Annotated in this window: 21 protein-coding genes; 13 read left to right on the forward strand and 8 right to left on the reverse strand. The window is 71.7% G+C overall.

Translation table 11 applies throughout. The annotated features are described in order from the left end of the window. Positions 1-24: 24 nt before the first annotated feature. On the reverse strand, positions 25-2,574 hold the full coding sequence (locus OG948_RS09740) for an FHA domain-containing protein (protein ID WP_406295496.1): 2,550 nt from the start codon (positions 2,572-2,574) through the stop codon (positions 25-27). Between the two features lie 384 nt (positions 2,575-2,958). Between OG948_RS09740 and OG948_RS09745 the strand changes: the two genes are divergently transcribed. Together OG948_RS09745 and serB are read left to right on the forward strand one after the other, a co-directional pair. Next, positions 2,959-4,596 carry a streptophobe family protein gene (locus OG948_RS09745; RefSeq protein WP_406295498.1) on the forward strand — a complete coding sequence of 546 codons (1,638 nt, stop codon included), beginning with the start codon at positions 2,959-2,961 and terminating at the stop codon, positions 4,594-4,596. An 86-nt stretch (positions 4,597-4,682) separates the two neighbouring features. Next, positions 4,683-5,867, forward strand: a complete 1,185-nt coding sequence (gene serB, locus OG948_RS09750) for a phosphoserine phosphatase SerB (protein WP_406295499.1) — start codon at positions 4,683-4,685, stop codon at positions 5,865-5,867. A 119-nt stretch (positions 5,868-5,986) separates the two neighbouring features. Here the strand turns inward: serB and OG948_RS09755 are convergent, their stop codons facing one another. Continuing rightward, the gene (locus OG948_RS09755) at positions 5,987-6,502 is read right to left on the reverse strand and encodes a SixA phosphatase family protein (RefSeq protein WP_406295500.1); all 516 of its coding nucleotides are present in this window, start codon (positions 6,500-6,502) and stop codon (positions 5,987-5,989) included. A 232-nt stretch (positions 6,503-6,734) separates the two neighbouring features. Further along, positions 6,735-9,086 carry an MMPL family transporter gene (locus tag OG948_RS09760; protein ID WP_406295502.1) on the reverse strand — a complete coding sequence of 784 codons (2,352 nt, stop codon included), beginning with the start codon at positions 9,084-9,086 and terminating at the stop codon, positions 6,735-6,737. Positions 9,087-9,505: 419 nt separating this feature from the next. Between OG948_RS09760 and OG948_RS09765 the strand changes: the two genes are divergently transcribed. Next, positions 9,506-9,811: a hypothetical protein gene (locus tag OG948_RS09765; protein WP_395862731.1), complete on the forward strand. Its 306-nt coding sequence runs from the start codon at positions 9,506-9,508 to the stop codon at positions 9,809-9,811. Between the two features lie 151 nt (positions 9,812-9,962). On the opposite strand, the gene fabI is transcribed toward OG948_RS09765, so the two are convergent. Both fabI and fabG read right to left on the reverse strand, forming a co-directional pair. Then, complete coding sequence (fabI, locus tag OG948_RS09770) at positions 9,963-10,742, reverse strand: enoyl-ACP reductase FabI (protein WP_406300217.1); 780 nt, start codon at positions 10,740-10,742, stop codon at positions 9,963-9,965. A 4-nt stretch (positions 10,743-10,746) separates the two neighbouring features. Then, entirely contained in the window at positions 10,747-11,451 is a 705-nt protein-coding gene (gene fabG, locus OG948_RS09775) for a 3-oxoacyl-[acyl-carrier-protein] reductase (protein ID WP_020556165.1), read from the reverse strand. A gap of 347 nt (positions 11,452-11,798) precedes the next feature. On the opposite strand from fabG, the gene OG948_RS09780 reads away from it, so the two are divergent. The 5 genes from OG948_RS09780 (at position 11,799) to OG948_RS09800 (ending at position 16,656) form a co-directional block, all read left to right on the forward strand. Then, positions 11,799-13,322, forward strand: a complete 1,524-nt coding sequence (locus OG948_RS09780) for a TldD/PmbA family protein (RefSeq protein ID WP_406295503.1) — start codon at positions 11,799-11,801, stop codon at positions 13,320-13,322. Further along, complete coding sequence (locus OG948_RS09785) at positions 13,319-14,728, forward strand: metallopeptidase TldD-related protein (RefSeq protein WP_406295505.1); 1,410 nt, start codon at positions 13,319-13,321, stop codon at positions 14,726-14,728. Before OG948_RS09780 ends, OG948_RS09785 begins: the two co-directional genes overlap by 4 nt. Positions 14,729-14,921: 193 nt before the next feature. Then, positions 14,922-15,461, forward strand: coding sequence for an RNA 2'-phosphotransferase (locus OG948_RS09790; RefSeq protein ID WP_406295507.1), 540 nt, complete (start codon positions 14,922-14,924; stop codon positions 15,459-15,461). Between the two features lie 133 nt (positions 15,462-15,594). After that, positions 15,595-16,101 carry a DUF3099 domain-containing protein gene (locus tag OG948_RS09795; RefSeq protein WP_406295509.1) on the forward strand — a complete coding sequence of 169 codons (507 nt, stop codon included), beginning with the start codon at positions 15,595-15,597 and terminating at the stop codon, positions 16,099-16,101. 297 nt (positions 16,102-16,398) lie between these two features. Next, positions 16,399-16,656 (forward strand): hypothetical protein, encoded by a 258-nt coding sequence (locus tag OG948_RS09800; RefSeq protein WP_406295511.1) that lies wholly within the window; start codon positions 16,399-16,401, stop codon positions 16,654-16,656. A 193-nt stretch (positions 16,657-16,849) separates the two neighbouring features. Here OG948_RS09800 and moaA read toward each other — a convergent pair whose 3' ends face one another. Then, entirely contained in the window at positions 16,850-17,857 is a 1,008-nt protein-coding gene (moaA, locus tag OG948_RS09805; protein WP_406295513.1) for a GTP 3',8-cyclase MoaA, read from the reverse strand. 195 nt (positions 17,858-18,052) lie between these two features. Between moaA and OG948_RS09810 the strand changes: the two genes are divergently transcribed. Continuing rightward, positions 18,053-19,027 (forward strand): D-alanyl-D-alanine carboxypeptidase family protein, encoded by a 975-nt coding sequence (locus tag OG948_RS09810; protein ID WP_406295515.1) that lies wholly within the window; start codon positions 18,053-18,055, stop codon positions 19,025-19,027. A gap of 442 nt (positions 19,028-19,469) precedes the next feature. On the opposite strand, the gene OG948_RS09815 is transcribed toward OG948_RS09810, so the two are convergent. Both OG948_RS09815 and OG948_RS09820 read right to left on the reverse strand, forming a co-directional pair. Next, entirely contained in the window at positions 19,470-20,846 is a 1,377-nt protein-coding gene (locus OG948_RS09815) for an ABC transporter substrate-binding protein (protein ID WP_406295517.1), read from the reverse strand. A 54-nt stretch (positions 20,847-20,900) separates the two neighbouring features. Continuing rightward, entirely contained in the window at positions 20,901-21,536 is a 636-nt protein-coding gene (locus OG948_RS09820) for a hypothetical protein (RefSeq protein WP_406295519.1), read from the reverse strand. 197 nt (positions 21,537-21,733) lie between these two features. On the opposite strand from OG948_RS09820, the gene OG948_RS09825 reads away from it, so the two are divergent. Genes OG948_RS09825 through OG948_RS09840 form a run of 4 tightly spaced genes read left to right on the forward strand, consistent with a single transcriptional unit; the run spans position 21,734 to position 25,804 of the window. Next, positions 21,734-22,429 carry a hypothetical protein gene (locus OG948_RS09825; RefSeq protein WP_406295521.1) on the forward strand — a complete coding sequence of 232 codons (696 nt, stop codon included), beginning with the start codon at positions 21,734-21,736 and terminating at the stop codon, positions 22,427-22,429. 5 nt (positions 22,430-22,434) lie between these two features. Continuing rightward, positions 22,435-24,333 (forward strand): ABC transporter permease subunit, encoded by a 1,899-nt coding sequence (locus tag OG948_RS09830; RefSeq protein WP_406295523.1) that lies wholly within the window; start codon positions 22,435-22,437, stop codon positions 24,331-24,333. Then, positions 24,330-25,124, forward strand: a complete 795-nt coding sequence (locus OG948_RS09835) for an ABC transporter ATP-binding protein (RefSeq protein ID WP_406295525.1) — start codon at positions 24,330-24,332, stop codon at positions 25,122-25,124. Before OG948_RS09830 ends, OG948_RS09835 begins: the two co-directional genes overlap by 4 nt. Further along, positions 25,124-25,804, forward strand: a complete 681-nt coding sequence (locus tag OG948_RS09840) for an ABC transporter ATP-binding protein (RefSeq protein ID WP_406295526.1) — start codon at positions 25,124-25,126, stop codon at positions 25,802-25,804. The genes OG948_RS09835 and OG948_RS09840 overlap by 1 nt, the downstream gene beginning before the upstream one ends. The last annotated feature ends 64 nt before the right edge of the window (positions 25,805-25,868 follow it).

Consider the following 25,868-nt stretch of genomic DNA (forward strand, 5'->3'; position numbering starts at 1 on the left):
CCCGCGCGGTGCGTGGAGCACGCTTCAGCCGCCGCGCTTGCGCTTGGTCTTCGGGTCGAGGCGGCGGAGCATCAACAGGGCGATCATGCCGTAGACCGCGATCTGGCCGGCCAGGATGCCGATGTTGCGGTACCAGACCTTCGGATCGTGCTTCCACAGCGGATCCGGGGATTCGCCGGGTTTGCGCGGCAGTTGGGTGGCCAGATCGATCGTGCTGCCGGCTGCGGCGAAGGCCCAGCGAGCCGGGGCCAGCCAGGAGATCTGCTCGATGCCGGCCTTGCCGTTGAGCGGGAACAGGCCACCGCACAGCACCACTTGCACGATCGCGATGACCACGAGCAGCGGCATCGCCAGCTCCGCGCTGCCGATCGACGCGGAGACCACCAGGCCCACCGCCATCGCCGCTATCGCGGACAGCACCACCGCGATGCCGATCTCGATGATCGGCGGGCTGATCACCACGCCCTTGGCGGGCAACTTCTGTCCGACCAGGGCGACCGCGGTGAGCACGACGCCCTGGATCGCGGAGATCAGTCCGAGCACGATGATCTTGGAGCCGAGATAGGCGGACACCGAGAGCCCGGCGCTGCGTTCGCGCCGGTAGATCGCGCGTTCCTTGATCAGTTCGTTGACCGCCGTGGCGGTGCCCATCAGGCCGCTGATCACGAACAGCACGAGCAGCTTGGTGGTCGCCTCCGGATTCGAGCCCGGCGGTGACCCCGGCGGGCTGACCAGCTCGCCGGGGATCACCCGGCACAACATCCCCAGGAACAGCGGCGCTATCGCCAACAGCGCCAGGTACTTGCGGTCCGAGGAGATCACCGCGAGGTAGCGCCGGGACAGCGTGGTCAGTTGGGAGAACCAGCCCTGCGGCTTCGGCGGCTTGGCCTGGGGCCGATCGCCCTGCACGGCGTGCGCGCGATCGCGGCCGACCTCTATGTACCGCCCGTACAACTCGGAGCGCCGGAACGGACCCTCGTAGTCGCGGTCCGGCTCGTCGTCGAACATCTTGAAAACCTCGGGCCAGTCGCCCTTGCCGAAGAACGGCAGCGCCTCGTCCGGCGGTCCGAAGAAGGCGATCCGACCGCCCGGGGCGAGCACCAGCACGCGATCGCAGACGTTCAGGCTGCGGGTGCTGTGGGTGACCACGATGACCGTACGGCCGTCGTCGGCGAGTTCGCGCAGCTTCTCCATCACCGAGCGTTCCAGGCCCTCGTCCAGGCCGGACGTCGGCTCGTCCAGGAACAGCACGGACGGCTTGGTGAGCAGTTCGACGGCGACGCTCACCCGCTTGCGCTGGCCGCCGGAGAGGCTGCTGACCTTGGTGTCGGCGTACGGCGCCGTGGCGCCGCGCGGCATCTTGTCCAGGCTCAGCTCGCCGATCACCTCCTCGACCCGGCGCTCGCGCTCGGCCGCCTCGGTGTCCTCGGGGAAGCGCAGTTGCGCGGCGTAGCGCAGCGCGGTGCGCGCGGTGAGCTGGGCGTGCAGGATGTCGTCCTGCGGCACCAGGCCGATCCGCTGGCGCAGTTCGGCGTTGTTCGCGTACAGGTCGCGGCCGTCGTAGAGGATCTTGCCGCTGGCGGCTCGCCGGCTGCCGGTGAGCGCGCCGAGCAGGGTGGACTTGCCCGCGCCCGAACCGCCGACGATGGCAAGCAGGTTGCGCTCGGCGAGCGGGAAGGAGACGTTGTCGAGCAGGACCCGCTTGCCCGCCGTGACGGTGAGGTTCTGCACCTCCAGCGAGACCTCGCCGGTGTCGATGAACTCGCGTAGTTCCTGGCCGTCCAGCCGGAAGGTGGCGTGCCCGATGCCGACCAGGTCCGCCTCGCCCAGCAGCGCGCGCTCGATCGGCTGACCGTTGAGGAAGGTGCCGTTGTGGCTGCCGAGGTCGACGATCTCGCGCCGGCCGCCGGGCGTGGTACGCAATTCGGCGTGGTGCCGGGAGACCATCAGGTCGGTGAGCACCAGGTCGTTGTCCAGCGCGCGGCCGATCCGCAGGGTGCGCACCGGGAGCGGGATGACCATGCTCGGCGCCCGGTCCACGCTCGGGCGCGGATCCGCGTGCGGCCCGGCGCCGATCTGCGCGCAGCCCAACGGGCGTGCGGGCTCGGAGACTTGCCGAGGTGGCTCGGGCACGTACGGCGGTTCGAGCCCACGCGGCGGTTCCACCCCGCGCGGGGGTTCGGCGCGGCGCGGCGGCGGTTCGCTCCGGCGCGGCGGCTCGGGGATCTGTACGTGGTCGTGGTGGGCCGGCCGCGGCGGCACCACCTCGGTGACGTTCGACTCCGGGGCCAGGCGCAGCGGGTCGCCGTCGTCCGGGTCGCCGAGCAGCACTTCGCAGCCTCGGCCGACGACCACGCGGTGCACCCGATTGCCGCGCACCCATGAGCCGTTGACGCTGTTGGTGTCGACGAACTCCCAGCCGTCGGGCCCCACTCGCAGGATCGCGTGTTGGCGCGACACCCGGCGGTCGTCGAGCACGATCGCACAGGACGGGTCGCGGCCGACGACGTGTTCCCGCCCGGGATCCAGGATCACGGGTGCTCCGGCGCTGGTGCCGACGGTCAGGTGCGGCACTGCCGGTCCTTCTGGCGTATAGCTGTCCCCCACTCTTCGAGAGTGTAGGGACGCGCGGGCCTCGCGGGCAGCCTTTCTCATCCGGAAGGGCACCGAACCACTCCGAAGGGGGATTACAACATCAACTTCTCCGAATCGGGTGTGATCTTCTCCGATCATCCATCGGTCGGATCTTTGCATTCATATCGCCGATTCGAAGGTCCGTCGCGATCGTGACCGTCCGCCACTCTCACGCGGCCGAGCGTAATCGCCGGTCGGGTGCCGATTCCCGCCGTCCGCACGGGTGGCAGTCCGGCCGAATCCGTTGACGCGCGGGTCGGGGCGCTCGATAGTCGAGTTTGTCCCGCTCAACCGGCAGCCGGGTCGCACGTGACAGGAGCGGTCGTGTCCTGGAACCAGCAGCAGCACAACGCACCGCGGCAACACGATCCGCCTCCGGCCCGACCACCGGCCGGACCCGCCCACTGGGGCGGCGTGGCGCCCTGGCTGCACGCGCTCGGCGCGGTGCTCGCGGCGTTCGTCGCGATGGCCGTCGCCGCGTGGGCGGCGCTGTGGCTGCTCGGCGCGGACGGCCTGGGGTCGGGCACGATGCCCGCGCTGGTCGCGGCGGTGATCGCGCTGGCCGTCGGCGGCACCGTCGACCTCAAGGGAGCCGAACAGGGCAGCCCGGACAACGACATCCTCAGCCAACTCACCGGCGACATCTCCCTCGCCCAGGGCAGCGGCAAGGTCGACATCATGCTGCTCGGCATCGGCCTGATCGGCGCGCTGGTGCTGGGCTGGTTGTTCCTGCGCCCGCTCCGCCACCGGTTGGTGATCGGCGCGCTGGACCTGATCGTGCACGGCGTGCGGGTCCTGGTGTTCACCATGGCCGCGCTCGGTGTGGTGGTGTCGACGGGCGAACACTCGCTGCCGATCCAGCAGTTCGTCTCGCAGGTCGGCGGCGCCCAGGACCTGATGGGCATCTTCGACCTGGGCGCGGCGGCCAGGTTCGAGACCGACGTGAGCGGCACCCTGGTCTTCGGCACACTGTGGTTGCTGATCACCCTGGTGGCCGCCGTCGCGGTGTCCGCGCGCGGGCCGCTCCCGCTCAAGTGGCTGCGGCACCGCGCGGTACTGCGGGCCCCGGTCGCGGGTCTGCTCGCGGTGCTGATCACCGCGGTGGTCGCCGGGATCGTGGGCACCCCGTTCGTGGCCGCCGCCGCGCCCGCGCCCAAGCGGATGATCGGCGGCATGTTGTTCGCGCTGCCCAACGCGGTCTGGCTGCTCGCCTCGCTCGGCCTGGGCATCCCGTGGAAGGCCACCAGCAGCGCGCCCACCGAGTTCGGCGGCTTCTCCTTCGGTCTGCCCGGCCCGCTGGGCAAACTGGTCAAGGCCTCCGCCGGGGAGGGCCTGCCGATCCGGATCGACCGGCTGGCGGAGCTGGACTCGCGCGCGTGGTTCGTGCCGCTGTTCTCCGCGCTGCTCCTGCTGCTCGGCGCGACCGTGATGGCCATGCGCGCGCCGGCCTCGGTGCGTCCGCATCAGCACGCGTGGCGGTTCGCGGTCGCCCTCGCCGGCGGCCTGCTGGTGATCTCCTACCTGATGGAGCTCCAGCTCAAGGTCGCGGTGACCGTCCTCGGCGGGGTGATGTCCCCGGGCGCGTCGGTGTCGCTGCACGCGGACTACCTGTGGACCGTGCTGCTCGGGCTGCTGTGGGGCGCGTGCGCGGGCTTCATCGGCGGCGCGGTCGCGGACTGGGTGCGCTACCGCAGGACCGACCCCGCCGGCGCGCCGCCGGCCGCGGGCCCGCCGCGACCCACCCGCGCCGCGCCGCCGGCCGGCTCGCCGCGGCCTTACCCGCAGGGCGCGCCGTACCCGCGGGACCGATCGGCCTCCCGGCCCCCGTCGGCACATCCGCCCGCCCCCGGCGCACCCGCGCCGCCCGGCCCGCCGCACTCGAACAGACCCGCCCCGGCGTACCGCCCGCCACCCCCGCCCGATCCGCAGGGTCCGACCCGGTCGGGCCCCTGGCCTGGGTAGATCCGACCGGCGCGGGCCTTGCTCCGGTGTTCGTACCGTGGACCGGCGACGCGTGCGCCATCGAACGGCCGGTACCGTGAAGCATCATGAATGCGCCGCGCACTCTTCTCGTCAAGATCTTCGGCAAGGACCGGCCGGGGGTGACGTCGAGCCTCTTCGAGATCCTGGCCGGCCACTCCGTCGAGGTCGTCGACGTCGAGCAGACCGTCACCCGGGGCCGGCTCACGCTGTGCGTCCTGATCACCACGCCGGCCGACGAGGGCCGGCTGCGGGCCGGCGTGCACCGCTGGGCGGACGGCGAGCGGCTGGAGGCGGAGATCCTCTCCGGCGTCGGCGACAACCGCCCGCGCGGCGAGGGCCGCTCGCACGTCACCGTCCTGGGCCACCCGCTGGAGGCCACCGCGTTCGCCGGGATAGCGCACCGGATCGCGGCCACCGGCGCCAACATCGACCGGATCTTCCGCCTCGCCAAGTACCCGGTGACCGCGATCGAGCTCCAGGTCTCCGGCGTCGAGACGGACAAGCTGCGCCTGGAACTGGCCACCGAGGCGGCCGAGCGCCGGGTGGACATCGCGGTCCAGCCCTCGGGGCTGCGCCGCCGGGCCAAGCGGCTGATCGTGATGGACGTCGACTCGACCCTGATCCAGGGCGAGGTGATCGAGCTGCTGGCCGAACACGCCGGCTGCCTGGACCAGGTGGCCGAGGTGACCGCCGCCGCGATGCGCGGCGAGTTGGACTTCGCCGAGTCGCTGCACGCTCGGGTGGCACTGCTGGCCGGGCTGGACGAGGACGCCATAGACAAGGTCCGCGAGCAGGTCGTGCTCACCCGCGGCGCGCGCACCCTGGTCCGCACGCTCAAGCGGCTCGGCTACCAGGTGGGCATCGTCTCGGGCGGGTTCACCCAGGTCACCGACGCGCTGGTGGAGCGGCTCGGGCTCGACTACAGCGCGGCCAACACCCTCGAGGTGGTGGACGGCAAGCTCACCGGGCGCGTGGTCGGCGAGATCGTGGACCGGGCGGGCAAGGCCCGGCTGCTGCGCCGCTTCGCGGCCGAGGCGGGCGTCCCGCTGACCGCGACGGTGGCCATCGGCGACGGCGCGAACGACCTGGACATGCTCAACGCCGCGGGTCTGGGCGTGGCCTTCAACGCGAAGCCGGTGGTCCGCGAGGCCGCCGACACGGCGGTCAACGTGCCGTTCCTGGACACCGTGCTGTTCCTGCTCGGCGTCACCCGCGACGAGATCGAGGCGGCCGACGCCGCCGACGTGTAGCGCCGAACCGGGACACGCGTCCCGCGACGTCGAACGCCGGACGGGCCGAGTGCGGCCGTCCGGCGTTCGAGGCGGTGCTTCGAGGCGGTGTCTCGAAGCACCGCTTTTTTCGCGGCGGGTCAGGACTCGGGCGTGCTGAACCTGGTCAGGTGGGCCGAGCGTTCCCGAAGGTCGGCCCACGGGGTGTGCAGGCTCAGCACCGACACGGCCGAGGTCGGGTACTTCTCCCGGAGCCGGGCCAGCGTGTCGTCCTCGCCGCTGCCCGCCAACGCGTTGACCAGCGTGGCCACGCCCGGGTTGTGCCCGATCAGCAGCAGCGTGTCGACCTCGTCGGGGGTCTCCTGGACGAGGTACAGCAGCGCCTGCGCGCTCGCCTCGTACACCCGCTCGTCGTAGATCGTGTGCGGCTTGTGGTCGTAGACCTTGCCCACGAGACGCCAGGTCTCCCGGGTGCGTACGGCCGGCGAGCACACCACCAGATCGGGGGTGATGCCCTGGTCGAGCAGCCGGTGCCCGGTCTCGGCGGCGTCCTTGCGGCCGCGTTCGGCGAGGGGTCGCTCGTGGTCCGGCCCGTCGGGCCACTCGGCCTTCGCGTGCCTCATCACCACAAGATTGCGCTGTCGGTGGGATGCCATGGGTTCAGCCTCTCAGACATCGGCCTTTGTGCACTGCGGGTCGGCGCCTCGGCACACGATTGATTCGGCACCTCGGCACACGATCGACGGGACCGCCGGCGCCGGCCGGATCGCGTCGGTGGAGCCGACACGCACGACGGGTCGGGACCGAGTATCCGGTCCCGACCCGCGCTTTGCTCGGATCTACAGGGTGGTCACCGCCAGGATCCCTCCGGCGGCGGTCCGGTTCGGGTCAGCCGACCGGCGGCTGCGGGATCCGGCGCGACCGGGACACGCCCTCGTCGTATCCGGTCGTCCCCGGGTGCGCCGGCTCGTGGCTCGGCGAGGCGTAGCCGTTGGCCCCGGCGTACGCGGGAACCGGCCGGGCGGCGGGGGCCGGCACGTCGACCGCCTCGTCGCCGTGGTCCATCTGCGGCAGCCAGTTCAGCCAGCGGGGCAGGTACCAGTTGTGGTCGCCGAGCAGGCTCATCACGGCCGGGAGCAGCAGACCGCGGATGATCGTCGCGTCCAGCAGGACCGCGACCGCCAGACCGACACCGAACTGCTTCATCGACTGCATCGACAGGGTGCCGAAGACCGCGAACACCGCGACCATGATCGTCGCCGCGCTGGTCACCACGCCCGCGGTGGTGCGGATGCCGTGCGACACGGCGGACTTGGTGTCCATGCCCTTGTCGTAGGCCTCACGGATGCGCGAGACCACGAACACGTGGTAGTCCATCGACAGGCCGAACAGGATCACGAACAGGAACATCGGGATCCAGGAGACGACCGCGCCGGGTGCGTCCGTGCCGACCAGGAAGTCGCCGTAGCCGTGCTGGAAGACCAGCGTCATCACACCGTAGGCGGCACCCACCGACAGCAGGTTGAGCACGATCGCGGTGACCGCGATGGCGATCGAGCGGAACGAGACCAGCATGAGCAGGAAGGCGAAGCCGAGCACGAAGGCGAAGATCGGCAACCGCGCGTCGGCGAGCTTGTCGTTGAAGTCCTTGGAGCCGGCGGTGTTACCGGTCACCGGGGCGTCCACGCCGTCCAGCTTGCCCAGCGTGTTCGGGATGATCTTGTCGCGCAGCGTGGACAGGGCCTTGTCGCTGGTCGAGTCGTTGCCACTGCCGGCGAGCGGGACCGAGACCTTGAAGACGTTGGTGGTGCCCTGGCGCTCGACCTCGATCGGCTCGTGCATGCGACCACTGGCGACCGCCTCGCGGCGCAGGTCGTCGAACGCGGCGGCGAGCTTGGGGTCGTCCGGGTTCTGCGCCTTGACCACGATCTGGGCGGGCGCCGGACCACCGGGGAACGCCTTCTCGATGTGCTGGTAGGTCTGCACGATCGACAGCGAGGTCGGCAGTTCCTTGTCGATCGGCAGCTCGGAGGTCTTCATGGCGAACATCGGGATGGTCAGCGCGACGAGCAGGCCGCCGGCGAGCACCGTGGTGGCCCTGGGTCGGTTGAGCACGACGCCCAGGATCTTGCCCCAGATCTTGCTGCCCTCGGTGGGACGGCGCATCTTGGCCAGCCCGGGGATCTTGCCCAGGTCGACCCGGTCACCCAGCATCGACAGGATCGCGGGCAGCACGGTGAGCGAACCGAGCACCGCGGTGAGCACGACCAGGATGGTCGCGGAGGCCATCGACTTGAACTCGCTGATCCCGGACAGGAGCAGGCCGGCCATCGCGACCATGACGGTGATGCCGGAGATCAGCACGGACCGGCCGGAGGTGGCGGCGGCGATCCGCAGCGCGGTCTCCGGGTCGCGTCCCTTGGCCCGCTCCTCACGCTCACGGCGCAGGTAGAACATGCAGTAGTCGACGCCGACGGCCAGGCCGATCAGCAGCATCACCGACTGCGCGTTGTCGCCGACGGGCATCAGGTGGCTGCTCAGCGCGAGCAGGCCGCCGGCCGCGACGAACGCGGTCAGCGCGAGGGCCACCGGCAGGAGGGCGGCGACGACGGCGCCGAACGCGACGAGCAGGATGCCGAGCGCGAGCGGGACGGCGGTCCATTCGGCCCGGGTGAAGTCCTTGGCGATGGTGTCCTCGAACCACTTGTCGCCGCTGGCGTCACCGAACTGCTCGATCGCCACGTCGGGGTGCGCCTTGCGGGCCTCGGCCACCGCGTCCAGCACGGGCTGGATGTTGTCGACGGCCTTGTCCTCCTCACCCGCCATGTCGAACTGGATGAGCGCCGAGTGCTTGTCCGCGGACAGGCCCCCCTCGGTCTCGTACGGCGAGCGCATGTGCTCCGTCGCCGGACCCTTGTTGCCCTTGATCTGCACGGCGTTGACGCGGTTGATCACGTCGTCGACGGCGGCCCGGAACCTCGCGTCCAGGGCGGGCAGCGTGTCGCTGCGCACCAGCACCATCTCGCCGGCGGGTTCCTTGATCCCCGCCTCGTCGATGATCTGCGCGGCCCGCCTGGACTCCCCCACGCCCTGGTCGACCTTGGTGATCTCCTGCGACCCCGCCATGTTGCCGATGACGACGGCGAGGACCACGAACAGCAGCCACCCGAATACCGCCGTCTTGCGATGCTGTGCGCTCCAGCCACCGATCGAGGCGGCGAAATTACGCCTGGATGCCATGGGTCCCCGCTCCTGTGTTCTCCGTCGGCCGAGGGTTTCCTCGACACGGAAAAAGGTATTGGCGGGCAACCGGGGGTCACATCCTGCGGACAGGTGTCTTGATCGGGGGGCAGGCACCCCTGCGTAGTAGGGCTGGCCCTACCCCTGAGAACGAGCCTCGTGGTGACCAGTCGGGGCATATCGGGATGCGTGTAAGGGGAAGCTTCCGTGATCAAGTCGCTGACCTGCGCAAACGCCGATGTCGCCAGTCGGGGGATGGAGACATCGGACGAGGGCCGACACGTGTGCACAACGCCCGGGGAGAGGTGGGGAGTTCCCCACCGCCCGGACCGGCTCCACGCCGACGGGCGTTCACCCGCCGGGGCACGACCCCGCCCCGCCGGTCGGTCCGACGGGGCGGGTCTGCGAAACTCGATGCCATGGCTGCTACATCTGGCGAATCCTCCAAGGAGCGGTACGAGCGGGCCATGGCCGCTCGCAAGGCCCGCGAGGAGCGCACCCACGCGGAGGAAGTCGCGCGGTCGAACGCACGCAACGAGATCCTCGCCCGCAAGGCCGCCGAGGCCGCCGCGTCCGGCGCGGACGACGAGATCCGCCAGACGGTGCTGGCGCCGCCGGACCCGAACAAGTCCTCCGCCAAGCAGCTCGGCGGCATCCTGGGCATCATGCTGCTGATCACCGTGCTGATCGGCATCGCCGCGACGATCGCCGCCGCGACCGGCTGAGCGGTTCTCCGCCCGCCCACCCGGGCCGCTCCCGGACGGGGTCGCGGTCCCACGGGCGACGACGCGCCCGTCCCGATCCCGCGGCCCCTACGACACAGCCCGACCGCCGCGACCTGTCGGGTCGGGCGATCGGGCTGCGGAGTGGGTCCGACTACGCGCCGATGGCGTGCAGTCCGCCGTCGACGTGGATGACCTCGCCCGTGGTCTTGGGGAACCAGTCGGACAGCAGCGCGCACACGCCCCGGGCGGCCGGGTCCGCGTCGCGCAGGTCCCAACCCAGCGGGGCCTTCTCGTTCCAGACACCCTCGAACTTCTCGAAGCCGGGGATGCTGTTCGCGGCCATCGTCTTGACCGGGCCCGAGGAGATCAGGTTGACCCGGATGTTCTTCTCGCCCAGGTACTTGGCCAGGTAGCGCGAGGTCGACTCGAGCGCGCCCTTGGCGACACCCATCCAGTCGTAGCCCGGCCACGCCACCTGCGCGTCGAAGTCGAGGCCGACGACCGAGCCGCCGGTGCCCTTGTTCGCCTCGATCAGCGGCAGGCAGGCCATCGTCAGCGACTTCAGCGAGTACGCCGAGACCTGCACGGCCGTGGCCACGTCGGCCCACTCGGTGTTGAGGAAGTTGCCGCCGAGCGCGTCCTTGGGTCCGAACGCGATCGAGTGCACGACGCCGTCGAGCGAGGGCACGTGCGCGCGCACGTTGTCCGCGAGCGCCGCGAGGTGTTCGGGGTTCTGCACGTCGAGCTCGATCACCGGGGCCGGCTTGGGCAGCCGGTTCGCGATCCGGTTGACCAGCGAGAGCCGGCCGAATCCGGTCAGTACGACCTCGGCGCCCTCCTCCTGGGCCCGCTTGGCGACGTGGAAGCCGATCGAGGCGTCGGTGATGACGCCGGTGACGAGAATGCGCTTGCCCGCAAGCAGGTCGCCCATGAGTTCAGTGCCCCATTCCAAGTCCGCCGTCCACAGGGATGACGGCTCCGGTGATGTACGACGCGGCGTCCGAGGTCAGGAACTTGACCACGCCGGCGACCTCGTCCACGTCCGCGTACCGCGCGAGCGGGATCTCCTTGAGGATCTGCGCCTTGCGCTCCTCGCCGAGCACCTCGGTCATCGCGGTGTCGACGAAGCCGGGCGCCACCACGTTCGTGGTGATGTTGCGCGACCCCAGCTCGCGCGCGATCGAGCGGGCGAACCCGACCAGACCGGCCTTGGATGCCGCGTAGTTGGCCTGGCCCGCCGAACCGAGCAGCCCGACCACCGACGAGATCAGCACGATGCGACCCTTGCGGGCCCGCAGCATGCCCTTGCTCGCCCGCTTGACCACCCGGAACGTGCCGGTCAGGTTGGTGTCGACGACGCTGGTGAAGTCCTCTTCGCTCATCCGCAGCAGCAGCGTGTCGCGGGTGATGCCCGCGTTGGCGATCAACACCTCGACCGGGCCGTGCGCGGCCTCGATCTCCTTGAACGCCTGCTCGACCTGCTCGCCGTCGGTGATGTCGCACCGCACTCCGAGCAGGCCCTCCGGGGGCTCGCCGGAGCGATACGTGATCGCGACCTTGTCGCCGTCGGCGGCGAAGGCCCGGGCGATGGCCAGGCCGATGCCCCGGTTTCCTCCCGTGACCAGTACGGACCGGCTCAACGGATCACTCCTTTGTCCTCGGATGTCCTGTGGACGCGCGCGCGCAGGCCGTCGGCTTGCGTCACGATGACGCTATCGGGCTACCCCGGGGTAAGGGGAATCCGGTCCGGGACAGCGTCCGCGGACCGATCGTTGTGGGAACCCGACAAGAGCCGACGGGAACCGGAATCATCGGCTCCACCGACCGAATCCGGCCGGCCCGCGCGCGACAGGTTTCGTTCCGGTTGTCCGGGCGCAAGACCCGTCCGACCACCGGACCGGTCCGACCGGCAGACCGGAATGCCGGCGACATCGTGTCTGGTTGACTGAACGACGCGAGCCGACAGGCCGAACGTATGGAGGAATGGGTGCCCAACGAGATCGATCCGACGTTCCTCGCCTATCCCCTTCGGGAGCTGGCCGCCGCGGCCCTGTCCCGAGCCGGGGAACTGGGCGCCGAACACGCGGACTTCCGCTTCGAGCGAGTACGAGACGCGTCCTTCCGGTTGCGCGACGGGAAAACCGACTCGGCCGCGGACACCACCGACGTGGGCTTCGCGGTCCGGGTCGTGCACGACGGGGCGTGGGGCTTCGCCGCGGGTGTCGACCTGACCCCGGAAGCGGTGACGTACGTCGCCGAACAGGCCGTCGCGGTGGCCCGGGTGTCCCGCTCGGTGAGCGAGGCGGCCGGTGCGGGAGAGCGCGTCGCGCTGGCCGACGAGCCGGTGCACGCCGACGAGACCTGGATCTCGAAGTACAAGATCAACCCGTTCGACGTACCCGAGGCCGAGCGCATCGGACTGCTCGCGCGGTGGAGTCGGGAACTGCTCGCCGCCGACGGCGTGGACCACGTGGACGCCACGTGCATGGTGGTGCAGGAGAACAAGTTCTACGCCGACTCGGCCGGCACCACCACCACGCAGCAGCGGATCCGGATACACCCCCAGCTCACCGTGATCGCGGTGGACCGCGACTCCGGCGCGTACGAGACCATGCGCACCGTCGCGCCGCCGGTCGGCCGCGGCTGGGAGTACGTCAAGGGCGAGGGTTGGGACTGGGACGAGGAGCTGGCGTCGCTGCCGGGCCTGCTCGCCGAGCGGCTCAAGGCGCCGAGCGTCGAGGCCGGCGAATACGACCTGGTGATCGACCCGAGCAACCTGTGGCTGACCATCCACGAGTCGATCGGGCACGCCACCGAGCTGGACCGCGCGCTTGGCTACGAGGCCGCCTACGCGGGCACCTCGTTCGCCACGTTCGACCGACTCGGCAAGCTCGAGTACGGCTCGCCGGTCATGCACGTCACCGGCGACCGCACCGTGCCGCACGGCCTGGCCACCATCGGCTTCGACGACGAGGGCGTCGCGACGCAGAGCTGGGACCTGGTCACCGACGGCGTGCTCACCGGCTATCAGCTCGATCGGCGGATGGCGCTGATGCAGGGCCTGGGCCGGTCCAACGGGTGCGCGTTCGCGGACTCCCCCGGCCATGTCCCGGTGCAGCGGATGGCCAACGTCTCGCTCCAGCCGGGCGAGGACAACCTGTCCACCGCCGAACTGATCGGCCGGGTGCACCGGGGCCTGTACATCGTCGGCGACAAGTCGTGGTCGATCGACATGCAGCGCTACAACTTCCAGTTCACCGGCCAGCGCGCCTACCTGATCGAGGACGGCCGGATCGTCGGCCAGGTCAAGGACTTCGCCTACCAGGCGACCACGACCGACTTCTGGGGCTCGATGGAGGCCGTCGGCGGTCCGGGCACCTACGTCCTCGGCGGCGCCTTCAACTGCGGCAAGGCGCAGCCGGGGCAGGTCGCGGCGGTCAGCCACGGTTGCCCCTCCGCGCTGTTCCGCGGCGTGAAGGTCCTCAACACGGTTCAGGAGGCGGGTCGATGAGCAGCGGGCAGACCGTGGTGACGCGGCCGAACGAGACGGTCGAGCGCGCGCTGGCGCTGTCCAAGGCGGACGGCTGCGTGGTGATCGCCGAGGAGACCTCGGCGGCCAACCTGCGCTGGGCGGGCAACGCGCTGACCACCAACGGCGAGACGCGCGGCCGGCGGATCACCGTGGTGGCCACCGTCGCGGGGACCGAGGGCACCGCGTCCGGGATCGTCTCGCGCGGCGGCGTGACGATGGATCGGCTGGAGGGCCTGGTCCGGGCCGCGGAGGCGGCGGCGCGCGACGCCGGACCGGCCGAGGACGCGCGACCGCTGCTCGGGGCCGGCGGCGGCCCGGACGGCGGCTTCGACCAGGCGCCCGCGCAGACCTCGATCGGGGTGTTCGCGGACTTCGCGCCGGAGTTGGGCGCCGCGTTCGGGCGGGCCCGGGAGGGCGACCGGCTGCTGTACGGGTTCGCGTCGCATCAGTTGACCTCGACCTATGTGGGCACCTCGGCCGGACTGCGACTGCGGCACGACCAGCCCACCGGGCACGTCGAGTTGAACGCGAAGTCGGCCGACCTGAGCCGGTCGGCGTGGGCGGGCGTGCCCACCCGCGACTTCCGCGACGTGGACCTCGCCGCGATGGACGCGGACCTGGGCACACGACTGTCCTGGGCGACCCGCACGCTCGACCTCCCGGCGGGCCGCTACGAGACGCTGCTGCCGCCCACGGCGGTCGCGGACCTGATGGTCTACATGTACTGGCAGGGCGGCGCCCGGGACGCGCACGAGGGCCGTACGGTCTTCAGCAAGCCGGGCGGCGGCACCCGGATCGGCGATCGGCTCAGCGAGCTGCCGCTGACGCTGTACAGCGACCCGACCTACCCGGGCCTGGAGAGCGCGCCGTTCACCATCGCGCACGCCTCCGGCGACGCGTCGTCGGTGTTCGACAACGGGCTCGCGCTGGAGCGGACGAACTGGGTCACCGACGGCGTGCTCACGTCGTTGCTGACGAATCGGCACACCGCCGAGCTGACCGGGCTGCCGGTCGCGCCGGAGATCGACAACCTGATCCTGGACGGGCCGGCCGACGGCCCGAGCATCACGGACATGGTCGCCTCGACCGAGCGCGGGCTGCTGCTGACCTGCCTGTGGTACATCCGCGAGGTGGATCCGCAGACGCTGCTGCTGACCGGGCTGACCCGGGACGGGGTGTACCTGGTCGAGGGCGGCGAGGTGGTCGGCGCGGTGAACAACTACCGCTTCAACGAGTCGCCGGTGGACGTGCTCGGGCGTGCGGTCGAGGTGGGGCGCACGGAGCGCACCTACCCGCGCGAGTGGGGCGACTGGTTCACCCGCGCGGCGATGCCGCCCTTGCGGGTCCGCGATTTCAACATGTCGTCGCCGAGCCAGGCGCGATGACCCGAGGGTCGGAGCGGGCGGTCCGCGACCCGCGCGTCCTCGGGCGCCGGACCGGCTGAATCTCCGGCTGCCGCGGTATCGGCCGCGGTCCGCGGGACGCCGGGTGGGCTCGATCGAGCCCACCCGGCGTTCGGCGTCCCCGGAGAAAACCGCTGTCCCCGTGCGGGACTCCGTGCTTTCGTTGGGGTTCATCATGAACATCGTCAAGATTTCGAAGTATCTGTCCCGACACCTGCGGCATCAGCCGGAGCGGCTCGGGATCACCCTGGACGAGGCCGGCTGGGTCGACGTGGACGTGCTCCTGGCGGCGTGCGCCGCGCACGGGGTGGCGCTGTCCCGGGCGGGGCTGGAGCAGGTCGTCGCGGAGAACGACAAGCGGCGCTTCGCCTTCTCCGCGGACGGCACCCGGATCCGGGCCAGCCAGGGACACACCGTCGTGGTGGACCTGGGTCTGGTCGAGGCCGTGCCGCCCGCCGTGCTCTACCACGGCACGAGTCCCAAGAGCGTGGCCTCGATCCTGGTCGAGGGCCTGCGGCCGATGGATCGGCACGACGTGCACCTGTCCGCCGACACCGAGACGGCCCGCCGGGTGGGCGCGCGGCGCGGGCGGCCGGTGCTGTTCGTGGTGCGGGCCGAGCCCATGGTCGCCGCCGGGCATGTGTTCCGCCGCTCGGACAACGGCGTGTGGCTGGTCGCGGCGGTGCCGCCGGAGTTTCTGGAGCCGCTCGGCTGAGCCGGTTCCGGCCTCCGCCACTCGGGTCAGTTTGCGGCAAAGGTCCCGGCCCCGGTCTCGGTGTGACCGGCTCGCGGGCGTACCGTGAAGAGGCGGACGAGTGTGTGGACACGTGGTCGGAGACGGTGGGGTCGTGAAGAACGCCAAGGGCTCGGTGTACCGGATCAGTGGTGCGCGCAAGGGGCTGACCGAGGACGTGGCCGGGCGCCAACGCCGGTACGTCATCTCGATGTCGATCCGCACCGTGTGCTTCGTCGCGGCGGTGTTCACGCCGTCGCCGTGGCGGTGGATATTGGTCGCGGGCGCGCTGTTCCTGCCCTACATCGCGGTGGTGTTGGCCAACGCCGGGCGCGAGCCCACCTCGAACACACCCGTGCGGGCGCAGTTCGTGCCGCCGCTCCCGCCCAAGGCGCTGGAGCCGCCGCCGGGCGCGGTGCTCACCAGCGCCGAACGACAGACCGTGCACACCCACGCGGAAGACTCGTGGACGATGCCCGCCGGACCTGCTCCGACCAACGGCGCGGAGCCCACCGACCGTTCCTCGCACACGAATTCGGATACACACGGTGACACCGGGGGTGCCGACCGGGGCCGTGCGGGCGACCCGGCGGGCGCCCCCTCTCACAGCGTCAAAAATTAGCGGTAAGCGCTACGCGGGTTGGTGCTTCAACCGCATGCAGGACGTGCCATACTTCGAAACGTGCTCCGTATCCCCCGTCGGAGCGACCGACGCGATGCCGGGCGGCTCCCCCCGTGGCTGCCCGGCATCGCCCGTGTCCGGGTCGTTTGACTGTCAGGCAAGTCGACACTCGCGCGGTTACCGCACCAGCCCGTTGCTTACTGAGAGCAGCGCTCCGGTTGGTGTCTGACGCCAAGTCAGCTTCCCGTCCGACGCATCGCGTCCGGGCTGCCGACCTCGTCTGAGACACTGGTGGGCATGTTCCCCACCCCCGCCGATCCCGTCCGGCCGATCTGTTCGGCGAAGGGCTGTCGTGCCGACGCCCGGTGGGTCCTGGCCTGGAACAACCCCAAGCTGCACACCCCGGAACGGCGCAAGACGTGGCTCGCGTGCGACGAGCACCGCGAGCACCTGTCGCAGTTCCTGGCGATTCGCGGATTCCTCAAGGACACCGTGGCGTTCGCCGACTGGCACGACCCGGAGGCCGCCGCCGGTCCGGCCGCCGAGGGCTCCTGAGCGACCTGCCGGGCGATCCGCGCCGTACATACCTTCCTCGTGGCCAACTGCCTTGCCCACGAGGAAGGTTGATCGAGCCCGCGACTCCCGCACGCATGCCGGGTCGGCCGCGGACAACGACGCGTGGTCGCCGACGAGGGTCGGCAGCGGACGACGCTCGGTCGCCGACGAGGGGCCGGTCGCCGAGAGCGGATCAGCCGCCGATGGCCGACATCGGTCGGTCCGGCTGGAGGAACTCGGGGTCGTCGATGCCCGCGCCGGCCTTCTTGCCCCACATCGCGGCCCGCCAGCGGTCCGCGATCTCCGCGTCGTCCGCGCCGCCGCGCAGGGCGGCCCGCAGGTCGGACTCCTCGCGGGCGAACAGGCAGTTCCGGATCTGCCCGTCGGCGGTCAGCCGGGTCCGGTCGCACGCGCCGCAGAACGGGCGGGTGACCGAACCGATCACGCCGACCGTGCCCGGACCGCCGTCCACGAGCCAGCGCTCGGCCGGATTGCTGCCCCGGGCGTCCTCGGAGTCGAGTCGGAACGCGCCGCGCAGCGAGGTCAGGATCTCGCCCGCGGTGATCATCTCGGCGCGCTTCCAGTCGTGCTGCGCGTCCAGCGGCATCTGCTCGATGAAACGCAGCTCGTAGCCGCGTTCGAGGCACCACGCCAGCAGCGCGGCGGCCTCGTCGTCGTTCACCCCGCGCATCAGCACGGTGTTGACCTTGACCGGCCCCAGGCCCGTGTCGACCGCCGCGGCGAGTCCCGCGAGCACGTCGGCGTGCCGGTCGCGCCGGGTCATCGCCTTGAACCGGACCGGGTCGAGGGTGTCCAGCGAGACGTTGACCCGGTCCAGGCCGACCTCCTTCAGCGTCCCTGCCAATCGGGCCAGACCGATCCCGTTCGTGGTGACGGAGAGGGTGGGGCGCGGCTCCAGGGCCGCGGCGTCCCGGACGATCTCGACCAGTTCGCGGCGCAGCAGCGGCTCGCCTCCGGTGAATCGCACCTCGCGCACGCCGAGCACGGTCACCGCGATCCGGACCAGGCGGGAGATCTCCGCACCGGTCAGCAGTTCGGGCTTGGCCAGCCAGTCCAAGCCCTCCTCGGGCATGCAGTACGTGCAGCGCAGATTGCAGCGGTCGGTCAGCGACACCCGCAGGTCGGTCGCCACCCGGCCGAAACCGTCGACGAGTCCGCCGGTGCGGTGGTGCGTGCTCACCTTCGACCCCCTTTCCTGGTTCCGGCAAGTTTCCCAGGTTACGCGGGTCGCTCCGAACGCCGGGGTCCCCCGGGGTGCGAGAGGAGCCGCCGAACGGTTGCAGTGGCGTATCCCACACCGGCATCGACAACCGTGAGTCGAATACCGGACGTGATCCACGAGAGGATCCAGGCTCACTACGAGGAGGCTTCACCGGTGAGACACGCAGCGGGCAGCGGTGCACAGCCCGACGAAGGGGGTACACCCGACGGAGCGCACTTCCTGGACACCTCGTGGCAACAGCACACCGCGGGCGCGGCAGGTAGATCCGGCACATCCGGCGCATCGGGCCCACCGGGCCCACCGGGCGCGTTCGACGCGGCGACCACGCCGGTCCCGGCCGACTGGTACCAGCGTGATCAGCAGTCCGTGCCCACGTCCGCGCCGGAGGCCCCGGCCGCGCCGGCCCGGCCCACGCGCACGGACGAGCCCGAGCCGCCGCGGCGCGGCCGACGCAAGCTGGTCGTCTGGTCTCTCGCGGGCGCACTGGTGCTCGCCGGAGCCGGGGCCGGAGCAGTGCTGTTCCTCGGGAGTGGAGACGACAACGACAAGAAGGACCGGGCGGGTGCGGTGGGCGCGGAGCTGACGCCCGGCCCCACCACCGCTGCGTCCACACCACCGGGGGCCACGACCGCGCCGCCGACCGGCGCCCCGTCCTCGTCCCGGCCGCCGTCGTCGAGCAAGCCGCCCAGTTCGTCCTCGTCGGCGTCCTCGACCGCGAAGGCGCCGGCCAACGACGTGGACGCGCCCAAGGACCCGAGCGCGCTCAAGCCGGCCGCCTACGCCGCGTGGAAGAGGATCGACGCCGCGATGGCGGCCGAGGGCATCAAACTGAACCTGAACTCCGGCAAGCGCGGCTGGGCGCACCAGCAGCGGCTGCTCGACGACAAGATCGCCGAGGTCGGCTCGCGCCAGGAGGCGCTGCGCTGGGTGTTGCCGCCGGAGAAGTCGATGCACGTCCAGGGCGTCGCGGTGGACATCTATCCGGCCAACGCCCAGGCCTGGCTCCAGGCCAAGGGCGGCAAGTACGGCTGGTGCCGGATGTACGACAACGAGGAATGGCACTTCGAGTACAACGCCTCGTACACGTCCGGCTGCCCCAAGCGCCTCCCGAGCGCACTGGACTCCTAGCCGGGGAGGCTCGATCGGGGCCGGGTACGCGGGGCCATGGGAGTGACCCCGCGACACCCCGTCCCGGCCCGGTCGTTGTACGCCGTGTCCGCCGACGTCTCGGCGGGCGCGGCGTCGGGGCGTGGGATCTCGGGGCCGTCGTAGCGGAGAGGCTCTCCTGTGCGAGGTTCGGCCCTGATCGCCCCCAGCCCCGATCCCAACCACCGCCGCCCGTTCGGCATGGTGCCGCTGCCGTACCCGGTGCCGCGGGCGGCCCGCCCGGCACCCGCGATTCCGCCGCCGGCGCCATGGTCTTCGCCGGCCCCGCCACAGCCCTGGTACCGCGCCGACTGGCGCTAGGTGCCGCGCCCGGCCACGTTTGCCCTGTCGCGGCGCCCGGCACGGCACGGCATGCGTCCACCCCGGGTATCCACCCGTGCCGGCGCGGCCTACGGCCGACCGGTCACGGCTTGTACGGCAGCGATGGCACGTCGAAGCAGTTCGTGGTCATGTCCGGCACCTGGCCGACCCAGCCGCCCGGCGCGGCATCCTGCCAGCGGGCCACGTCGAAGCAGGTCCGGGTGGGCGCGGCGACGCGGTCGACCGGTTCGGCCTTGAAGTCGACCGGGATCAGCAGCCCGTGCGCGTCGTAGCCCTCGGGACGGTTGACGAAGGCCTCCACGCAGGCCCGGGTGACGTTCGCGCCGCACGAGGCGATCGCGTCGGTGAGCCACATCGCCGAGGCCCAGCCCTCCAGTTCCCACTGGGAGAGCTTGTCCTCACGGTCGGGGAAGTACTTCTTCATCGCGGCCCGGAATTCGGCCACCGCGGGCCGCGCGGTGTCCGTGTAGCCGCGGCTGTTGCTCGTCGCGTAGATGCTGTCGCGGCAGGTCGGGGACGCCTTGAAGTCCTCGCCGACGCGCGCGTTCCAGTTCTGCACGTTGGTCACCTTGGCGGTGACCCGCAGGCCGGCGCCGTCCATCGCCTTGCACAGTTCCGCGTTGCCGCGCGTGTCCACGGCGTCGAAGACGATGTCCACGCCCTTGCTGCGCATGTCCACCACGGCGGCGGCGAAGTTCGGCAGCGCGAAGTCGACCTGCTTGTCCAGCACGGTGTAGCCCTCGGCGCGCAGGCCGTCGGCGACGGTCTGCGCGTAACGCGCGGAGTCGGCCTGGTTGTACGACACCACGGCGGCGGTGCGCGCGCCGAGCTTCTCCTTGAAGTAGCGGTACACCTCGGTGCTCGCGTACAACTCGCCGTTCCAGCCCACCTTGCCCGCGCGCGGGGCCCGCGAGCCATAGATCGAGTACAGGTGCGGGTAGGTCTCGTACGCGGTCCCGATCGGCTGACCGCCGACGTCCGGGACGCCCTTGTCGCTGACGTACCCGGCGGCGGTGTAGCTGTAGATGCTGTTGCCCGCGAAGGCGAACACCTTGTCGTCCTCGACGAGTTTGCGGGCGCAGCGCTGGTTGGCCACGCCGTACCCGTTGTCGTCGCACGCGGACACCTCGATCCTGCGCCCGTTGACGCCACCGCGGTCGTTCAGCGCCCGGAACCAGGCCTGCGCGCCGTACATCGGCCCGGAGAAGGTCTCGTTGCCCAGGACGCCCTGGACGGTGTCGATCATGCCGACGGTGATCTCGGTGGGGGTCACGCCCACGTCGGACGCGGTGTTGGCGTTCGCCGCGAGCGCGCCGGTGCCCGCCGCGGCGGGCGTGCGGTCGTGGAAGTCGCGCTCGGGCAACCGGGAGCCGCACCCGGTCAGTACGCACAACAACCCGGCCAGCAACAGGGCCACCGAGGCGCACGGCACGCCCCGTCGGTGGGATCGACGATGCATGGGTGCTCCTCGGTGGCCCGGGTGCGGCGGACGTCCGCCCGTTCGGGGTGTGGATCAGGCCTTCGGGCAGCCCTCGACGACGGTGCCCGGCTTGAGCGCGCCGACCAGCGTGCAGACGGTGCTCAGGCTGACCTTCCAGGTGCCGTCCTGCTTGACCGCCTGGCCGTTCTGACCGGGCAGCGCCGGGGTGCCGGCGAGCAGGATGTCGAACGTCACGGCCGCCTTGTCACCGCTGATCTTCACCGCGGTGGTCTTGGACGTGACCTGCTTGGCCATCGGGTCGTTCGCGAGCGTCTCCACGAGCGTGCCCATCTTGTCCGCGTTCTCCAGGACCGCCTTGCGGTCGGCGAGCGGCGCGGTGTTGTCGAACAACTTGTCCCAGTTGTCGGCGACCTTCTTCTCCTCGCCGGTCAGCGTGGTGCCACCGGCGGCCGGCGGAGCGCTGGTGGCACCGCCGGGCGCGGACGCGCCCGTGCTCGGGGTGGTCGCGGCCGGCGTCGTCTGCTGGGCGGCCGGCGCCGTGGCCGACGGCGACGACTTCGACTCGTCGTCCTTGTCGTCGTCGCCGCCACATCCGGACAGCGCCAGCACCGCCGCCACCGGCAGGGCCAGCCATGCGCGGCGCGCCCCCTTGCGACGACCGACGCCGGTGCCCGTCTTCGCCCGCTCGTTGATCATGTCCACGCTCACGTGCATTCACCACCCGTTCCGCCGGTCGCCCGGCGTCCTGTTGCTGTTGATGTAGCCAGGTAGTACCTGGGTTACCGGCAAGTCATGTTGCCACGTGCGACTCGGTATCCAATCGTGTTCCGGCCCGTATGACCAGATCCCGGAGAACTACGCTGAGGCACGGATGCGCGATCGGGCGGACTCGACGGGTGGACCCTATGGCAGGTTCGACGGACTCGGCAGGTTCCACGGGAAAGGCGAACTCCCCTATCGAACGACAGCGCACGACCGACGCCGCGGCGACCCTGGCCGGATTGCGTCGGTTGTCGCGCACGCACGGCGGTTGGCTGGTCGGACTGTGCGGCGCGCTGTTGTGCGCGCTGGGGTGGTACGGCGTGTCGGGCGAACGGTATGAAGCGCGCCAATTGCCCTATCTGGCCTCGGCCACCATCCCGGGCGCGGCCCTGATCGTCGCCGGCGCGGTGCTCGTGGTGGGCACCCGGCGCGGCGCGGCGGGCGAGTCCGGCGACGTCGACGCGGAACTGCGGCTGATGGTGGGGCAGTTGTATCGCCTTCTGGTCGAGCCGGTGCCGGCCGACCCGGCGGCGGAGACACCCGTCGAGGGGCTGTGGGTCACGGTGCCCGGCGGGGCGCGCTACCACCGTCCCGGATGCTCGCTGGTGCGGGGCAAGGACGGCGTGCGTCCCGTGGACGAGACGACCGCGCGGGACAAGGACCTGCGGCCGTGCCGGTTGTGTGACCCGGGGCCCGGGTCGGGCGGGGCCGCCGGCGCCGGCCAGGCCGGATCCGGGCCCGCCGGCGCCGAGGCCGACCGGGGCTCGGGTGCGAGCGGTGCCCCGGCCGTCGGTGACCCGGGTCCGGCCGGGCCGCACGTGCCCCCGGCCGGCGGCTGAGCGTCGTGCTCACACTGGAACTGGCGCTGGCCGGACTGGGCGTGGGCGCGATCGCCGCGCTCGCGGCGGTCGGGATGATCACCTCGTACCGGGCGACCGGCGTGTTCAACCTGTCCTTCGGCGCGCTCGCGATGATCGTGGCCTACCTGGTCTGGCAGCAGGTCCGGGTGTGGGGCTGGCCGCTGTGGGCGGCGGTGCTGCTCGACGTGGGCGTGGTGGCGCCCGCGCTCGGCCTGGTCCTGGAGCGTTTCGTCTTTCGCGGGCTGCACCGCGAGGGAGCCGGCCCGGCCCGGATGCTGGTCGCCTCGCTGGGCGTGTTCGTCCTCCTGGTCGGCGTCGCGACGCTGACCTGGGGCACCCAGGCCCGCCTGGACCCGCCGTCGATCGTGCCGACCGGCTCGGTCGGGCTGCCCGGCGACACCTCCGTGCCCACCGGCACGCTGGTCGAACTGGGCGTGGTGATCGCCGTCGCCGCACTGGTCGCCGGCGTCACCCGGTACACCCGGTTCGGGGTGCGGCTGCGCGCGGTGGTGGATCGGCGCTCGCTGGCCGAACTGGCGGGCGTGCCGGCCGACGGGGTGGCCGCGGCCGGCTGGGCCTTCGGATCGATGCTGGCGGGCTTGACCGGCGTGCTGCTGGCGCCGCACCTGCGGCTGGATCCGTACGGACTGACCCTGCTCGTGCTGGAGACGATCGGCGTCGCGGTGGTGGCCCGGCTGGCCAGTCTGCCGGTGGCGATCCTGGCGGCACTGGCGATCGGGGTGGGGCAGAGCGAACTGTCCCGGCTGGAACTGGACTCGTGGGGCCTGGTCCAGGCGCTCCAGGCGAACCTGTTCGTGGTGGTCATGCTGGTCGCGCTCCTGGTGCTGCCCCGGATGGTCGAGGTGGGCGGCCCGGACACCGTGCGGGCGGCCGCGACCCGGATAGGGACCGGGCACGGGGAGAGCGCGCCGGCGGGCTGGTGGGTGCCGTTCGTCGCGGTCGCGGCGGCGCCGCTCGCGCTGGGCGCGGAACATCTGCGGATCGCCCAGCAGGTGCCGGCGATGGCGATCGTGTTCGTGTCGCTGGTGATGCTCACCGGGTACGCGGGCCAGATCTCGCTCGGCCAGGCCGGCTTCGCGGGTCTGGGCGCGCTCTTCGCCGGGCAACTGATGGGCCGGGAGGTCCCGGGCCTGGTCGCGCTGTTCCTGGCCGCGCTGCTGGTGGTGCCGGTCGGCCTGGTGACCGGGTGGCCGGCGATTCGACGGCGCGGGTTGACGCTCGCGCTGACCACGTTCGCGGTGGCCGCGGTGGTCAGCCGGTTCGTCTTCGCGCAGCCGCGCTTCACCACCGGCACCGCGCTCGACCACCCGTGGCCGTTCGAGGGCGAACGCGCTTTCTACGCACTGGAATTGGCCTGTCTCGGGCTGGTCCTGCTGGTGATCCGCCGGCTGCATGTGAGCCGGCTCGGGCGGATGCTGGTCGCCGTCCGCGACCACGAGGACGGCGCGGCGGCGTCCGGGGTGGACGTCTCCTCCGCGAAGGTCTTCGTCTTCGCGGTCGGCGCCGGCGTCGCGGCACTCGGCGGCGCGCTGCTCGGCATGGGCGGCCGGGCCTTCGACGCGGCGGCCTTCGACCCGGTCCTGGGCCTGGTCTGGTTCGCCGCGGTGGTGGTCTTCGGCGTGGACAGCGCGGCGGGCGCGGTTCTGGCCGCGGGCCTGGTGGTCGCCCTGGACGCGGCCACCACGGCGGGGATGTCCACGATCGTGATCGGCGCACTGGCCGTGCTGCTGTCCCGGATGCCCGGCGGCGTCTCGGCCACCCTCCTGCGCCTGGCGGCGGGCCGCCCACCCGCCCCCGTGACACCGACCCCGGTCCGCCTCACCCCACTGGGCCGGACGCTGCGCGCGCGGGTGCGCCCGTGAACGCGCGCGGGGAGTCGTCGACGACGGCGGACCCGGAGGGCGGGGAGCCGATGTGCGCGTTGCGGGCCGAAGGGGTGGTGCGCCGGTTCGGTGGGCTGCGGGCCGTGGACGGGGTGGATCTGCGGGTGCCGGCGGGGGTGGTGACGGCGGTGATCGGGCCCAACGGGGCCGGCAAGAGCACCCTGTTCGACTGCCTCGCCGGCGGCCGGGTCGATGCCGGGCGGGTGTACGTGGGCGGGCGCGACGTCACCCGGCTGCCGGCCCATCGCCGGGCCCGGCTCGGGGTGGCCCGTACCTTCCAGGTGGTGTCGGTGTTCCCGAGCCTGACGGTGCTGGACAACCTGCGGGTGGCGGCGGAGAACCGGTCCGGGGCCTCCGCCCTGGCGCGCCTGCTGGGCCTGCCCGACCCGGCCCGGGGGCGTACCGGGAGCGCCGTCGAGAGCGCGCTGCGCCGGCTCGCGCTGACCGAGCACGCGCACACCCCGGCGGGCGAACTCCCGGCCGGGATCCTGCGCATGGTCGAACTGGCCCGCGCGCTCGCGTCCTCGCCCTCGGTGCTGCTCCTGGACGAGCCGGCCAGCGGGCTGGACGACGCGCAGACCGACCGGCTGCGCCACGAACTGCGCGCGCTGGCCGCCGACGGCCTGGCGATCCTGCTGGTCGAACACGACATGGACCTGGTCTTCGGCGTGGCCGACACCGTGCATGTGATGGCGGCGGGTCGGATCGTGGCCTCGGGCACGCCCGCCGAGATCCGCCGCGACGAACACGCCCGGGAGGTGTACCTCTGATGTCGATCGCCCTGTCGGTCACCGGACTTCGCGTTCGGTACGGCCCGATCGAGGCGCTGCACGGCGTCGACCTGGACTTCCCCTCGGGCGCCGTGACGGCCCTGGTCGGCCGCAACGGCTCCGGCCGCAGCACGCTGCTGAACACGCTGGCCGGCCTGGTCCGCCCGAGCGCCGGTCGGGTGGTGTGGAACGGTGCGGACATCACCGCGTGGCCCGCCGACCGACGCGCCCGGGAGGGCCTGACCCTGATCCCCGAACGCGGCGGCGTGTTCGCGGGCCTGACCGTGGCCGACAACCTGAGGCTGTTCGCCGACGGCGCCGACGTCGAGCCCGCGCTGACCGCGTTCCCGATCCTCGCCGAGCGCATGTCCCAGCGGGCCGGCACGCTCTCCGGCGGCGAACAGCAGATGCTCGCGGTGAGCCGAGCCCTGCTCACGCCCGCCCGACTGCTCCTCCTCGACGAACTCAGCCAGGGCCTGGCCCCGCGGATCGCCGCCCGCCTCTACGAGGTCGTGACCACCCTGGCCACTGCCGACCGCACGGTGATCCTGGTCGAACAACACACCGGCGAGGCGCTGGAACGCGCCGAGGTCGTCTACGCCCTCAGCCGAGGCACCGTCACCTTCCGCGGCGACCCCACCGAATACCGCACCCACCCGGCCACGGCCCACCGCAGCTAGTGCCGCGCCCGGGTCGTACGGCGGTGAAAACCCGGGACGCGGCCACCGTCGTACGGCTGCCCAT

Origin of the sequence: Embleya sp. NBC_00888 (assembly GCF_045207655.1) — a bacterium.
GTDB lineage: Bacteria > Actinomycetota > Actinomycetes > Streptomycetales > Streptomycetaceae > Embleya.